At 47.2% G+C, this 14,063-nt stretch carries 12 protein-coding genes; 9 read left to right on the top strand and 3 right to left on the bottom strand.

Annotation, left to right across the window (positions count from 1 at the left end; genetic code table 11):
* Window positions 1–20: 20 nt before the first annotated feature.
* From ABD837_RS16005 to ABD837_RS15970, 8 genes are all read left to right on the top strand, one after another.
* The gene (locus ABD837_RS16005; RefSeq protein WP_345056475.1) at window positions 21–359 is read left to right on the top strand and encodes a hypothetical protein; all 339 of its coding nucleotides are present in this window, start codon (window positions 21–23) and stop codon (window positions 357–359) included.
* 99 nt (window positions 360–458) lie between these two features.
* Window positions 459–983: a cyclic nucleotide-binding domain-containing protein gene (locus ABD837_RS16000; protein ID WP_345056473.1), complete on the top strand. Its 525-nt coding sequence runs from the start codon at window positions 459–461 to the stop codon at window positions 981–983.
* An 887-nt stretch (window positions 984–1,870) separates the two neighbouring features.
* On the top strand, window positions 1,871–3,433 hold the full coding sequence (locus ABD837_RS15995) for a TolC family protein (protein WP_345056471.1): 1,563 nt from the start codon (window positions 1,871–1,873) through the stop codon (window positions 3,431–3,433).
* Between the two features lie 4 nt (window positions 3,434–3,437).
* Window positions 3,438–4,700, top strand: coding sequence for an NHLP bacteriocin system secretion protein (locus tag ABD837_RS15990; RefSeq protein ID WP_345056469.1), 1,263 nt, complete (start codon window positions 3,438–3,440; stop codon window positions 4,698–4,700).
* Window positions 4,701–4,711: 11 nt separating this feature from the next.
* The gene (locus ABD837_RS15985) at window positions 4,712–6,901 is read left to right on the top strand and encodes an NHLP family bacteriocin export ABC transporter peptidase/permease/ATPase subunit (RefSeq protein WP_345056467.1); all 2,190 of its coding nucleotides are present in this window, start codon (window positions 4,712–4,714) and stop codon (window positions 6,899–6,901) included.
* Between the two features lie 11 nt (window positions 6,902–6,912).
* Window positions 6,913–9,828 (top strand): NHLP bacteriocin export ABC transporter permease/ATPase subunit, encoded by a 2,916-nt coding sequence (locus tag ABD837_RS15980; RefSeq protein WP_345056465.1) that lies wholly within the window; start codon window positions 6,913–6,915, stop codon window positions 9,826–9,828.
* A gap of 3 nt (window positions 9,829–9,831) precedes the next feature.
* On the top strand, window positions 9,832–10,962 hold the full coding sequence (locus tag ABD837_RS15975; protein WP_345056463.1) for a DUF7005 family protein: 1,131 nt from the start codon (window positions 9,832–9,834) through the stop codon (window positions 10,960–10,962).
* Between the two features lie 26 nt (window positions 10,963–10,988).
* The gene (locus ABD837_RS15970; protein ID WP_345056462.1) at window positions 10,989–11,207 is read left to right on the top strand and encodes a hypothetical protein; all 219 of its coding nucleotides are present in this window, start codon (window positions 10,989–10,991) and stop codon (window positions 11,205–11,207) included.
* A 480-nt stretch (window positions 11,208–11,687) separates the two neighbouring features.
* On the opposite strand, the gene ABD837_RS15965 is transcribed toward ABD837_RS15970, so the two are convergent.
* A complete protein-coding gene (locus ABD837_RS15965) occupies window positions 11,688–11,900 on the bottom strand; it encodes a hypothetical protein (protein ID WP_345056460.1) in 213 nt (70 codons plus the stop codon).
* Window positions 11,901–12,181: 281 nt separating this feature from the next.
* Here ABD837_RS15965 and ABD837_RS15960 point away from each other — a divergent pair, with 281 nt between their 5' ends.
* A complete protein-coding gene (locus ABD837_RS15960; RefSeq protein WP_345056458.1) occupies window positions 12,182–12,445 on the top strand; it encodes a hypothetical protein in 264 nt (87 codons plus the stop codon).
* A gap of 175 nt (window positions 12,446–12,620) precedes the next feature.
* Here the strand turns inward: ABD837_RS15960 and ABD837_RS15955 are convergent, their stop codons facing one another.
* Together ABD837_RS15955 and ABD837_RS15950 are read right to left on the bottom strand one after the other, a co-directional pair.
* Window positions 12,621–13,097 carry a recombinase family protein gene (locus ABD837_RS15955; RefSeq protein ID WP_345056456.1) on the bottom strand — a complete coding sequence of 159 codons (477 nt, stop codon included), beginning with the start codon at window positions 13,095–13,097 and terminating at the stop codon, window positions 12,621–12,623.
* A 215-nt stretch (window positions 13,098–13,312) separates the two neighbouring features.
* The gene (locus tag ABD837_RS15950; RefSeq protein WP_345056454.1) at window positions 13,313–13,951 is read right to left on the bottom strand and encodes a hypothetical protein; all 639 of its coding nucleotides are present in this window, start codon (window positions 13,949–13,951) and stop codon (window positions 13,313–13,315) included.
* Window positions 13,952–14,063 lie beyond the last annotated feature (112 nt).

Below are 14,063 nucleotides of genomic sequence, written 5' to 3'. Positions count from 1 at the left end.
TATGAAACAAAAGCGACCCTATGAATCTAACCGAACAACAAAAGAAAGGGCAAGAAGTCCTATTCAAGATAATTTCCGAAGCTTGGGAAAATGACCAGTTCAAACAAGCCTTACTTGCCAACCCTAAAGAAACGCTAGAACAGATCTTCGGAAAGCAATTCTCGTCTGGAAAGCAAATTAAGGTCACCGATCAATCTGATCCAACATATATATACATTAATATTCCGCTAAAGCCGGAAGATAAAGGAAAAGTGTCGACCCAGAATGGGAGTAAATTAGCAACAGGTGCAAACAGCAACGGCTTTGTTATGACCGATTATAAATCACTCTACGACTCATTAGATAAGACAAATACGTAAAATGTCGTTTATGACAGTCTTTTTAGCCAGAATGCCTATTTAATGCATGGTAGGTTTGTATGAAACAAAAGTTCTCTCTAAAACTAAACAGATAATATCATGAAACGCGTACTTTTTTTCCTGGGTCAGTTAAATGACAGAGACGTAGAATGGATGCTTCAAAACGGTAATAGAATGATGCTGAATTCTGGTGACCAAGTTATTACCAAAGGAGAAGCAATAGATAGCTTATACATAGTAATCTCAGGGCAATTAGCCGTGTATGTGAATAGTAGCCACAATAAATGTATCGCCCAGTTGGAATCAGGTGATATGGTTGGCGAAATGTCTTTTTTAGAATCTCGTCCCCCTTCGGCATCGGTAATCGTCACAAAACCTTCTACCATTTTCCAGATCTCCCGTGATAAGATCAATTCTCGGCTTTTAGAGAACGCCGAATTCAAAGCGAACTTCTACCACGCCCTGGCTCTGTTCCTGTCAAATCGATTGAGAGGAACGACCGATCAGCTTGGATTTGGAAATCCAGAAGAAGATGACTTGTTGGAAACTGCCGTTTTGGATGGGGTATCTCAAGCAGGCTCGCGGTTTGTCCAGATCATACATCGGTTCTCAGAAGCAGCCTGAGCCGTCATAGTAATACAACGTGTAGTAGAGATCGTTAAGTACCCGGTGCTAATTAGTTTATGTTAAAAATAGGTCGTGATTTTGCGCTGTTAGTGCTTGTCGCCAACGTGGAAACGCGACCCTTCGCCTCTCTGAGCGCTGGAACGACAGTTTCGATGAGTAGACACGCGAATGGTCGCGTTTCCACAAACACTAAACCTGTTGAATTTAACATAGACGCTGTTTAGGAAGTGATCAGGCGCGCTAGAATATAAAAGACTCCCACGGTAGAGCGAAATTTGAGGTACAACGATCTCTCGCTCCTTCATGGGAGTCTTTTCCAAAGGAATCATTACGACCTGAATTCTAACACATCTACCTTTTAGCTCGCACGGTCGTCGGCGTATGGCCCAGCCACAGAAAGTGGTCGGAGCCGTCTTGTACAAACTCAAACCGGATTGCCAGTGGCGCTGGTTGCCCGTGCAATAACTGCTGCCGACACAGCGCTTAAGCTGGCAAAGCGTGTACTATTATTCAACGAATGGCGCAAGCTAGGAGTTAGGGAACAGATTTGGTTACGCGTATTGCTGCATCGCTGCGCCCTGGACCTGTCCAGCATTCAATTCGATGGCAGCCATACACCGGCTAAAAACGGCGGAGCCGCTATCGGCTATTAGGGCCGTAAAACGGCCCTTACCATTAACGCCTATTTCTACAAAACACCGCTTGTGCGCTACGAAACCTGTCTGGAAAACTAGTTCGCCTTCCCCTTCCATTGGCTGGCCTTTGTCGTGCTACTGTTGCTTAAAATTGACCATCCCCCGCCTTGCCAAACAGCTTCATAAATTATTTGCCACCAAGAGACTAATAAATAAAATGTTTATATAATGACATACTTAAGATACATCATGATATTAGCTATGACTGTGCATGCAGCCGACGTATGCAGCCAGTCGAGGATCAAAGCTGACTTGGTTCAGATAGCCTACGGGGCATTCAGCAAAAACCCTAATATCATACGAAGCTCTTATGCAGTGCAGAACGTAGCGTCTGACTTACAGATTCAACGAAGCGTATTCGACCTGAACTCATTTTCAGAATTGCTTCTTCGTGCCGATCAGTACAGTCTGTTGGAGGCTGATCCCAGGAGATCTTATATAGAAAAAAACCGTCTGAATACCAATATCTTGAATTTCTCCGCAGGGGTGAGAAAGAAGATTCGTAATGGGCAGATAGCTGAATTTGGTGTGAACTACGGTTTTACGAATAATAACTACCCATTCAACAACTTCAATCAGCCAGTAAATACCTACTTGGGTAATAATAAAAGTGCGCTCAACTTTTCGCTAATTCAACCTTTGGTAAGGGGGCGGGGAAGGAACATTGCCACTGCACTTGAACAGTCATACGTCCTATACGTAGAAAACGCCAAGAGCAACAACGAGTACGTCAACTCGTATGAACTGTGGCAAATAGGAACTGCCTATTGGAATTACTACACAGCTTTCAAGAGTCTCGACATCTACAGGCAGAGTGAAGCCAGAATTCGGAGTGTTCTGTCCGTAACAAAAGACTTGGTCGAAGGCGATAAGAAGCCAGCCGGCGACTTAATTCAGATAAAGGCAGACTTGGCCAGCCAGGAAAGACTAACCATTGCTGCTGAACAAGAGTTGTACGCGGCAAAGATTCAGTTAGGAAAAATAGCTGGTCTGAGTAGCGAAGAGAGTTTGCTATTAGATATTCCTGAGAACGATTATCCTACTATCTCTCAGTCATTATACAAGAAGGGTATAGATCAAGCGGATTTCATCAGAATAGCCAAAGAAGAAAGAGCCGATCTAAGAGCAGCTAGACAGGGCAATGAAGCCTTAAGGCAGCAGTATCAGTTGGCCGAAAACAACGTAAAGCCCCAACTGGACTTAACAGGATTTTTCTCCTACGGCAGCGTAAGTACCGGAAACGGTGCAAATGACATGCTCTCTTCGTTCGCAAATAATCAGGGCAAAACGATCGGAACCGGTGCCAAGCTGACGTTCACATTTCCAGTTAACAACAACCTGGCAAAAGGGAACCTCATTAAAAGCTACGTGACGTTGAATGACCAGGGCGTGATCCTCAACAATATAGAACGGACTATCGCACTGGAAGTAGGTAACGATTTGAACTATTTGAATAACAGTGTCTCCAACTTAGAAAAGGCGGAAGAAATCACGAACTATAACCGGGAGGTGTTCAACAACGAGCAACTTAGGTTTAAATCGGGTCTGACTACGCTTTTGAGCCTAATTCTGTTCCAGGAGCGTCTTACAGCGGCGCAGTTAAGTCAGCTACAGGCTTATCGGCAGTTTGCTACGGCTATTATTAATCTTAGACACGATACGGGAACGTTAATCGACGCTGATAACAAAGGGTTCATCATCGATCAGAACGCTTTTTATACGATCCCAGAAACATCCAACACTAAACGCTAAAATTATGGCAGTAAGTTTTCTAAGAAAGTCAGCTTTAGAAAAGCTGTCAACCCCCGAAAAGCTAGATCAATTGATCCAGGTTACAAGCCCCAAGGCATGGATCGCGCTCCTGGTTGTCTTCGTAGCGCTTGGTACGGGTATAGGCTGGGCGGTCTTTGGTCGGGTAAGTACAAAACTCAATGTTACGGGAGTTGTGCTGGGCGGAGAAGTCCACGAGGTTGTAGCCACGTCCCAGGGGCAACTTACGAAATTACATGTTTCTATCAGCGAAAAAGTAGAAAAGGGGGCCATTATCGCGACAGTGCAGCAACCGGAGCTTCTCCAGAAGATCGAAGATGCCAAAGCTATTCTAGCGGAGCAGAAGCTCGAAATGAACAAACTCGTATCCTATGGTAGCAAAGGAACGATGTTGGAAGGTGAGTTGATGAGCCAAAACAGAGTAAGTATTCAAGGTGAAGTCGAAGCTGAAAAAAAGAAATTGATATTCCTCAACAGTCAGCTGGAATCAGAAGCTACGCTGCTTGAAAAGGGACTCATCGTTAAAGCGCAAGCTGCCAGTACGAAGCAGCAGATTGATGCGTCGAAAAATACGATAGAGCGTTTAAAGGGACAGATGGCCGAAGTTTCCAGTCGGCAACATGATGCGGGCTTTGGGATACAGCAAAAAGTTGCTATTCAAAAACAACGCATAGCTGAGGCCGAGCGGAATCTTCAGTTTCTGAATGAGCGATACGACACACAGTCAAATATAAAAAGCGCTTACAGCGGTGAGGTTGTCGAAGTTCTGGCTGATGCTGGTAGTATGGTAGGGCCTGGTACTCCGCTGTTTAAACTAAAAAATCAGGGTGGAGAGAAATCGACTACGCTGAAGGGTGTCCTCTATATTCCTTCGCAAGATGGAAAAAAGATAAAGCGAGATATGGAGGCCTTTGTGGTGCCTTCGACGGTACAGCCACAGGAGTACGGGTTCATGAAGGGGAAAGTTACCTACGTATCGGATTTCCCCATCACGCAGCAGGGGATGATGATCTCAGTGAAAAACGATCAGCTAGCGAAAGGCTTGTTGGCTATGGGCCCCCTGTTCGAGGTGCACGTAGAGTTTGAAAAAGATAGTGAATCCTACAGTGGATTTAAATGGACGTCCGCCAAAGGACCTGATATTTCGATAAAAGAAGGGACCTCCTGCATGGGTCAGATTACTATAAAGCAAGAAAATCCGATTACGATAGTTGTCCCTGCATTCAAGAAGTTCTTCAACTTATTCTGATATTTTCCAAGATGGCAACCAGCGCAATCTATCCCATAGGTAAGCAAGCTAAGCCTGTCAAGACGCCTACCATTCTACAGATGGAAAGCGTAGAGTGTGGTGCAGCAGCATTGAGTATTATACTAAGCTATTTCGGCAGGTTCGTGCCTTTAGAGAAGCTCAGGATCGCCTGTGGTGTATCCCGGGATGGCTTGAAGGCGACTAATATTATCAAGGCAGCCCGTGAATTCGGACTGGAAGCGAAGGGCTATGCCAAGTCGATTGAAAAGTTGATGCAGATTGAGACGCCAGCCGTCATTTTCTGGAACTTCAACCACTTTCTGGTTTTGGAGGGGTTTGCAAAAAACAAGGTGTATCTGAGCGATCCGGCTCAAGGACGGTATCATGTTACTTACCAGGAGTTCGATGACGCGTACACAGGCGTAGTCCTTACGTTTAAACCAAACGATCATTTCGAGAAAGGAAATGAGAAACGTGGGTTGGCTGCGTCACTGGCTTCCAGAATTTTGAACTCGAAATTGAGTATCACCTATATTTTTTTGGTGAGTCTCTTTCTGGTCATTCCAGGCTTGGTAATCCCGTCTTTTATCCAGGTGTTTATCGATAAATATTTGGTGAACGGCCACTCAGACTTTGTTATGCCCTTGCTGTTGATCATGACGGCCGTGCTGATCATTAATGCCGCCTTAGTCTATCTTCAGCAGTATTATCTGCTTAAATTAGAAACGAAGCTCGCCCTAACCACGTCCAGCAAATTCCTCTGGCACGTCTTTCACCTACCCATTTCGTTTTTCACGCAGCGGCACAGTGGCGAGATTGGCAACCGGGTGTCCCTCAACGATAAAGTTGCCAAATTGCTTAGTGGGGATCTGGCCAACGCGGTGCTAAACATCATTGTCGTCATATTCTATGCACTCCTGATGTTCTCCTACGATGTACCCCTAACGCTGATCGGGATATGTATGGCTGGCCTCAATGTGATCGCACTTAAGTATGTATCCAAGGCCAGAAAAGACGGCTCTCGCGTGCTTGGTAACGAAACAGGGAAATTGTTAGGGACGACTACTTCAGGCATCAGTATGATCGAGACGTTAAAGGCGTCGGGGCGGGAAAACGACTTCTTCACGAATTGGATCGGCTACCTAGCTAAAGTTATGAAGGCGCAACAGGAATTGGGATGGTTGACCATTCGACTTAATGTTTTGCCCCCGCTGATCACCTCTCTGACGACGACATTCATTTTGGGTTTGGGTGCCTTGCGAATAATGGATGGCGAGATGACGCTAGGCGCATTGGTATCCTTTACGTATTTGATGGGCAACTTCATGTCTCCGGTCAATCAACTTATCTCCGTAGGAACGATGCTGCACGAGACGGAAAGCGACATGGGGCGGATAGATGACGTGATGAACTATGAGCTTGATAGCCAGTTCAAGGCAAGCGAGGCAACGTCTGGTAACGACGCGGGTAGCTACAGTAAGTTAGTTGGCTACTTCGAAATGAGAGATGTGACGTTCGGGTACAACACAACGATGGCTCCGCTAATCGAGAATTTCAATCTGAAACTGAAGCCTGGTAGCCGGGTTGCCCTGGTGGGTGGATCAGGTAGCGGTAAGTCAACTGTCGCCAAGATAGCCTCCGGTCTGTTTCCGTTGTGGAGTGGTGAACTCTACTTCGACGGTAAACCTAAGAGCGAGATTCCAAGGCATGTCATCACCAACTCGTTGGCCGTAATCGACCAGGAGGTGCTTGTGTTGAGCGGGACTATAAAAGAGAATATTAGCTTCTGGGACTCCATGATTCCAGATAAACACGTGATTCAGTCGGCCCGTGACGCAGCCATCCACGACGTCATCTCCGTTCGAAAAGATGCCTATGATAGTTTGGTTACGGAAGGGGGTGCCAATTTCAGTGGCGGACAACGTCAGCGGTTAGAGATCGCACGAGCCTTAGTCACGAACCCGTCTATTCTGATCATGGATGAGGCCACCAGTGCTTTAGACCCCACCGCCGAAAAAATTGTCATGGACAACATCAAGAAACGTGGATGTACCTGCCTGATTGTGGCGCACCGACTCAGCACAATCATTGATTGCGACGAGATCATTGTCATGGAGTACGGTAAAGTGGTGGAGCGGGGAACCCATCAGGAGTTGATAAATAAACATGGAGTTTATGCGCACTTGATCGAAACAAAATAAATGCTACTTCTATGTCAGCTATAAAAGAAAAGATCCATATCAGTGGCGAGTCCCCCTTTGTACTCAATCGTTCCGACCAGTTCTGGATGGTCCTTTCCGGTGAGGTAAACGTTTTCTATACAAAGATTGATGAAGGTGGTAATTATAAAAATAGGCTTATACACCTATATACGGCAAAAAAGGGAGAGATAGTATTTAGTCTGCTTACCCCGGAAGTTACAAAGAGCACCCGGCTCGTTGCTTTTTCTCCCGCGTCTACTCTGCTGTCGATCGACAAGACTAATCTTTTAGAAATGGATCATTTCTTTCTGAAGAACATGATCGATAAATGGATTCAGAAAACCTCGTCCGTTGTCAATACAGGTATCGCGCCAAGGGTCTACAGACCCCTTGATGATTACCAAGAAGTGACCCTAGAAGCCAATACAGTTGCTTTCCCCTCAAATGGCATAAGCTGGATTCACCTGTTGAAAGGAGAGGTTAGTTTGTTTGCCGAAAGCACCCACGTTAAATCAGAGCAGTATTCCGGATTTCTGGTTCCAGTATCAAATAAACTATGGCTAAAATCGCTGAAAAACGGGGCCGTCGTGCGGCTGTTGAGTACCCGTGAGATACTGCTACAGGACGAGAGTTATTTCCTGCTGTCGTTGAGCAAGCTGGAGGCATACTTTTACGCCCAAATCAACAATATCATAGACACGCAACTCTTCGAGGAGAGCACGTATCTATCGGATAAGCTCATCGTTGACCAGCTTGCACTCGAGAACACACTCGGTCAAATAAAGTCCGTTGTAGCGGGTAACAGCAATAACCAGGAGGTAGCGATCGGTCGAAACCGTAAGCAGCAGAATATTCTTTATTTGACCTGTCAGTTAATTGGTAATCAGATTGGATTCACGTTAGAAGAGCCTAAATACATTGAGTCGCATCAAAACAATGTTACGAATCAGCTGCACCTCATTGCTAAAAGCTCGAAGCTGAGAATCCGTAAAATTATTTTAAGAGATATTTGGTGGAAAGAAGAGAATGGCCCACTCCTGGCCTTCACCAAAACGGACAGGACCCCTGTTGCTTTACTACAGAAGACATCCAGCAGTTATACGATAAAAGACTTATCGACGGGGAGTGAGTCGGTTGTTGATCACCAGATCGCCGAGTCGTTAGAGCCGATTGGATATATGTTCTTCTCCGGTTTTGATGGCACTATGACTTCGGTGAAAAAGGTACTCTCATTTGCGCTGAGGAGCGTCGAGAAAGATGCAAAGTTATTGATTTTGGCTGCGTTAGCGGGTAGCTTGATTGGCTTGTTGGTGCCAATACTGTCAGGCGTTATGTACGATGAAGTGGTACCAACCGCAGATAGATCCCTACTTCTTCAGGTATTCACAATCCTGGTCATGATTGCGCTCGTGAAGGCAGGCTTGCAATTGGTCGAGGGAGTATTACAGCTACGAGTCGAATCCAAGTCCAGTATCAATCTACAAGCCGGAATGATGGACCACATGCTTCGACTACCCGTTACGTTCTATAAAAAGTACACAGCGGGCGATCTAACGAACCGCGTATTAAGCGTCAACACGATCCGACAAATCGTATCCAGCACATTAATGACGGCCGTGCTGAGTGGGGCTTTCTCAGCGGTGAACCTGATATTACTCTTTTACTATGACTCTAACTTGGCTCTGGTAGGCGTAGGGTTAGGAATGATTGCTGCCGCGTTCATCATCACGATTGGCTGGCTGAAGCTGAAGTACGACCGCCAAGTTTCCAAGTACCAGGGTGAGATTCAGGGTTTCCTCTTTGAGTTTCTCTCGGGAATAACTAAGATTAGGATAACGGGGGGTGAGCGGAGAGTTTTCGCGCTTTGGGCCAATAAATTTTCTCTTCTGAAAAAGCTTGGGTTCAATTCGGGCACCTACCAAAACTTCGTAGAGACATTCACGGCCTCTTATCCTCTGGTAACGACCATTTTCTTCTTCTCCTTTCTCTACTATACCCAGTTGCATGCCACCGGCGTAACGGGTGTACTATCTGTGGGAATATTTATGGCGTTCATCGTATCATTCAATCAATTTCTAAACGATAGCCTGCGTCTGAGCATGGCCATGATAACCTCTCTGAACGTAATCACGCTGTATGAACGCGTTAAGCCAATTTTAGCCGCAGAAACAGAATCAGCCGAGCAAAGTATAGATCCAGGAGAACTGGCTGGAGAGATAGAAATGAATTCTGTCTCCTTCCGATACAACGAGGACCAGCCCCTTGTCCTGAAGGACGTCACGTTTAAGATAAAGCCAGGGGAGATGGTTGCGTTCGTCGGTGCTTCAGGATCAGGGAAATCGACAATCATGAGATTGCTTCTAGGCTTCGAGCAGGCTGAAGCAGGGTTGATCTACTACGACGGGAACTCATTTGATCTCATGAACAGGGAGTTGCTGCGCAGGCAGATCGGCGTGGTTCTGCAAAACGGGGCGTTGATGTCAGGTAGCATATTTCAGAATATCATCGGCAACTCAGAGCTAACCCTGGACGATGCCTGGGAAGCTGCAAAAATGGCCGGCATGGAGGATGATATAAAGCAGATGCCGATGGAAATGCATACTGTGGTGAGCGAAGGAGCCAGTACGTTCTCCGGTGGCCAGCGTCAGCGGCTTATGATTGCGAGAGCGATTGCCCACAAGCCACGACTGCTGTTCATGGACGAAGCTACCAGCGCACTGGACAATCGAACGCAGGGTTTGGTATCCCAGAGTTTGGAGAAGCTTCAGGCAACCCGGATCATCATCGCTCATCGACTCAGTACTATCAAAAACGCCGATCGTATTTACGTCCTGGACAAAGGGACCATCGTTGAGAGCGGTACATACGATGAATTGATGGAGAAAGATATGCTGTTTGCTAAACTGGCAAAACGTCAAATTGCATAGATCATGATTGCAAACTCGTCAGCCATGGTCTCAATTGATGCTGTTAATAGCGTATCGGATAAAATGAGTGAGTATTTTCTCAATAGGTTTTGCGAGAAGCCTGATAAGAAAATGGCTTCTATTGATGATCCCTACGTCAGGTCCTGGGAGGGCTACGCAGCAACATATAGAGAGGAAGAAGCATTTCAGTTGTTGAAGACGTGCTACCCTCAACTCAACTTTCCCATTCATGAAGGCATCAACAAAACCCAGAATTACATTGATGTGGTGCTGAAAGGGAAGTCTCTTCTTGGGAGTGAGGGGGATACACTGCTGCTCAACAAACCGGAAGGCGTAAGATTTACATTGCACGAAAGTATTGCGGGGAAAGTACCCGTGCTGACTGTCGCTGACGATGAGGACTTCGTCAAGATAGTACAATGCCTACTATACAAGAACAATCCGACGCCTGTCCCCCATTCCATGGGTGCTCTGCTGCTTAATGGAATAAACAACTGGGATCGAATCAAGGCGCTAAAGACAAAATGGCAACAAAACAATCCCTCAGAGAGCTGGAACCAAGAGTTTTCTAAGAACATCTTGCCGAATCCCGGCCTGCACAAGGATAAACTGATTATTCTGAGCACAAAGCCTTACAGTGCTGTCAGTGCTGACTTCCTGGGGCTTACTAAAGCGGACTGGATGTCTCAGTCGCTTACCTTAAGACTGGAGCATGAGTGTACGCATCTATATACGCTCAGTCGGTACGGCTGTGCTTCGAATAACCTCCATGATGAACTCGTCGCGGACTATATCGGGATCAGTAACACCATAGGTTTTTATTCTAAAGAGTGGATGTTAGCCTTCATGGGCTTAGAAGGGTACCCCAATTATAGACAAGGTGGAAGGCTTGAGAATTACGTGAATCATGCCAACTTAACTCTTGAAGATTTCAGGCAATTAATTCCAGTGATCAAATGTGCTATCGAGAACATCGCCAGTTTTGACGCGGTGGTAGGAAAGATTCATTCGGTAGATGATCAAGTAGCCAGGATGGATACGCTATGCACCACTGATTTGCTTGATATTTCATCGCCACTTGGACCGAGTTTGCTCAGTCAAAAATATGCATATCTATTCGCCAAGGCCGTATAGAATCAGTCAATAAACCGTCAATGGTTATGAGTCAGGCCACTTCTACCAGCATAGTATGTGTCAATTCTACATACCGGACCCCTTCCGCCCATTCGGCATTACATAAGTGGGCTTCCCGCGTCATCAATGGTGAATTAAACAAATTGTCCAGTACGAAACTGGAAATGATGCTGCGCGACATCACCACCATTATTAAAAGACGTAAAGAGGAAGAATTGAACATTCAGCAGGCGGGGGAATCTTAGATATGTATTTCCGCCAGATCAGCTCGTCGCTGAATTTGGTAAAGTGGTAGGTGCGTGAGCCATCCATGAGATTTTTTATCTCGTTGCTGTTCTCACCTCATTAGTACCAGGCGGCATTTGTTATCATAACTTAGAAGTGAAGCCACCTTACCGGTGGCTTTTTCTTTGCGGAACCACAGCGCGACGCGTTGATTTTCCAGGGACCGCTTTTGAAACAATAATGACTGATAACACCGTTTTTACGGTCTTGGACATGTTGGCTGTACCCACGCTACCGACGCGCCGGAGGCCATATACAGAACCTGTGGTAGCATTTCCCAAGGGGGCGAACCAACGTACGTGCAGGCGGCAAATGCAGCCATCAAGGCAATTGACCAAGCGGACAAGCGGAACGTTGGGGAATAGTGACGTTGGGAAGCCATGCAAAAATGAGAATGTAAGCTTACGTGCTATTGTTCAGCCAAACGGTCGAAAAGGCAATTACACGCCCGGTTCTTGGCCCGAAGCTTCAATTTCCTCCACCGAAAATCCGTAGGCCTCGGCCGCTTTTGCGGCCGTGAACAAGCCCTGTTCGACTGTGCTGCGAGCCGAATCCAGGCGATGTCGCCGATCGGTTTCGGCGTCCACGGTGAATTCACTGTGCATGGCTTTGGTCAATTCATCTTGCATCGGAACCCGTCGGTGCTGTTTCATCGCGGAAGGTAAATCAGACACCAGCATTCAGCAAAACGTACTGACCCAAACGCGCCCCGTTCAATTATTGGAGGATATATTTGGTAGCGGTCCTATTGCTCTTCCCCATAATGCGGTTCTTGGTTGCTCTTCTATCCCTGCTGGCTTGTATGGGAAGCAACGTTTGCGCCCAGGGTTCCAAATTGCCCCTCTGGCCTTTCCATCGGACTTACACCTGGCCCCCGGACCAAGGCGTCGTGGTGGTTTTTCATCAATACCGGATGTTTGGCCGAACGACGCGCTTGTCCCGCGGCCATGAATCACGGCCTATCCGAAAAAAGAGCTCCCCCGACAAGGTCAAAAAATGGTGGGGGTGGCGTACCACGCAAACCTTCACCCTGCGCAATCGGGCGGGCGGGCGCCTGACTTCGGCGCACTACGATTACGTCAGCACCGAAGCCGACTACCGAATCATCGTGGGGCGCAAGCGCAGCAAAAAGAACGTGCAGCATTGGTACATCGACTCAGTGGGCGTGACCACACCCTACCCCTACAAGCGACGATGAGGGGCGCAAGCCCTCGCATGAGGAGAAATTTTTCATGCGCCCTCCCGTTCATCCAAACGGTGGAATTAGTTGCCGGAAGAACGGATATACTTGGCCACTGTATTAGGGGAAATTCCTAATGTGCGTGCAATGAAACCGTTTGACTTACCCTCTAATTTTAAGGCTTGGGCACTAGTTACGACTGCTGGAGCTTTGGTGGGGCTCCAAGTTTTACGCCGGCCGCTTTCTTCTTCGCCAAGGCTGCCTTGGTGTTTTCGCTGACTTTAATCAGGTCTTGTGCGGCGATGGTTGCCAGCATCGACACAATCACGTCGCCAAATGGGCCCAACGAGTCGAGGTACGGTTCGGTGAACGATTTGTAGTTCACACCGTGGTCGCGCAGCTCCTTTAGGTATTTGAGGGTGGGCAGTGCGCCTTCGCGGCTGAACCGGTCCAGCCGCCAAAACACCACTAGGTCAAACTTCTTCTGGTAAGCTTCGAGCAGCAGTTGCTTGAATTCCGTTCGGTCGGACTTGCCACCAGAGACCTCTTCGGTGAATACCTTATAGATGGCGCCGTGTTTTTCAGCAAACTCGCGAAGCTGGTAAAGTTGGTGTTCCGGGTCCTGCCCCTTGTCGCGGGTAGACACGCGGGCGTAGATGGCAACTCTCATAGGTAAAGCGGCCCTCCAATAAACGGTGGACAAGATTAGTGTGAAAAGCTTGCGTTTTTAAGCAGTTTAGGCCTTTGAAAAAGCCTCCAGAATACGACCGTTAATTGGAGGTGGCGGCGAGCTGCTCCAGCGTGCGTTGCTTTGGTCGTGCCAACAGAACTTTCATTTTGCCACCTGCTGGTAACGTCGCTTGTTCGCTGATTAACGCAGAGCCGTTAATCAGGAAGTAGATTAGCTCGAAGCCTGGCGCGCTCTTTCGGAGTGAATTCTAACAGGATATTCTTCGCCGCTAGATATGCCGGACCAGGTTGATTTTTTAGTTCGTTTAGCAAGGCACGAAGCGTATCATATAGCCAGTAGATGTCGTCTAACCGTTCCGAGTTCCGGCTGCCTGATTGTCGCAACTTGGGATGGGTTCGATAAATCGTGCTGAGCTGGTCCAGGTCACTAATCTTGCTTTCCAGTGCCCATTTATCAAGCATAGTGCCATCTGCTTTTAAACTTTCGTTAATGGCAGAGCTGTATTTCAAATGCAGCAAATCACACTCTGCCACTACGCGCTGAAGTCTCGCGTTCTCTTGCCGAATGATTTCAGTGCGTTGAAATTCTGCCAACCAGTTTAAAGTCGCTGCCTGGTTGCTGTCCTGCGCGGGCGCGGACTGCCCCGGTGTCCAACTCTGGACCATAGCAGGCACTGCAACATCATTTGGCTTCACTGTTTGGTTGCTGTTTGCCCTTTCCTCCTGCGTATCACGAAAATTTTGTGCTCGACAAGCGGCGGAGCAGAAAAGTTTGTTGGCGCGCCCTTCCACGGGCTCGCCGCACTGGGGGCATTCTCTTTGTTCGTAATTCATGACTAAAAAAGGATGTATTATTCGTTTGAACCCGTTCGCAAGCGTTCGAAAACGCTTAGCAAACACTTTAGGAAAACCGTTTGCTAAGCGTTTTCGAACGATTCGGCGCCAT

Origin of the sequence: Hymenobacter glaciei (genome assembly GCF_039539585.1) — a bacterium.
Lineage (GTDB): Bacteria > Bacteroidota > Bacteroidia > Cytophagales > Hymenobacteraceae > Hymenobacter > Hymenobacter glaciei.
This window is presented reverse-complemented; position numbering and strand designations above follow the sequence as displayed.

Excerpts from the sequence above, each read along its gene's own strand:
- ABD837_RS15975 (WP_345056463.1), top strand. The coding sequence starts at position 9,832 with ATGATTGCAAACTCGTCAGCCATGGTCTCAATTGATGCTGTTAATAGC.
- ABD837_RS15985 (WP_345056467.1), top strand. The coding sequence starts at position 4,712 with ATGGCAACCAGCGCAATCTATCCCATAGGTAAGCAAGCTAAGCCTGTC.
- ABD837_RS15990 (WP_345056469.1), top strand. The coding sequence starts at position 3,438 with ATGGCAGTAAGTTTTCTAAGAAAGTCAGCTTTAGAAAAGCTGTCAACC.
- ABD837_RS15995 (WP_345056471.1), top strand. The coding sequence starts at position 1,871 with ATGATATTAGCTATGACTGTGCATGCAGCCGACGTATGCAGCCAGTCG.
- ABD837_RS16000 (WP_345056473.1), top strand. The coding sequence starts at position 459 with ATGAAACGCGTACTTTTTTTCCTGGGTCAGTTAAATGACAGAGACGTA.
- ABD837_RS16005 (WP_345056475.1), top strand. The coding sequence starts at position 21 with ATGAATCTAACCGAACAACAAAAGAAAGGGCAAGAAGTCCTATTCAAG.
- ABD837_RS15965 (WP_345056460.1), bottom strand. The coding sequence starts at position 11,900 with ATGAAACAGCACCGACGGGTTCCGATGCAAGATGAATTGACCAAAGCC.
- ABD837_RS15970 (WP_345056462.1), top strand. The coding sequence starts at position 10,989 with ATGAGTCAGGCCACTTCTACCAGCATAGTATGTGTCAATTCTACATAC.
- ABD837_RS15955 (WP_345056456.1), bottom strand. The coding sequence starts at position 13,097 with ATGAGAGTTGCCATCTACGCCCGCGTGTCTACCCGCGACAAGGGGCAG.
- ABD837_RS15950 (WP_345056454.1), bottom strand. The coding sequence starts at position 13,951 with ATGAATTACGAACAAAGAGAATGCCCCCAGTGCGGCGAGCCCGTGGAA.
- ABD837_RS15980 (WP_345056465.1), top strand. The coding sequence starts at position 6,913 with ATGTCAGCTATAAAAGAAAAGATCCATATCAGTGGCGAGTCCCCCTTT.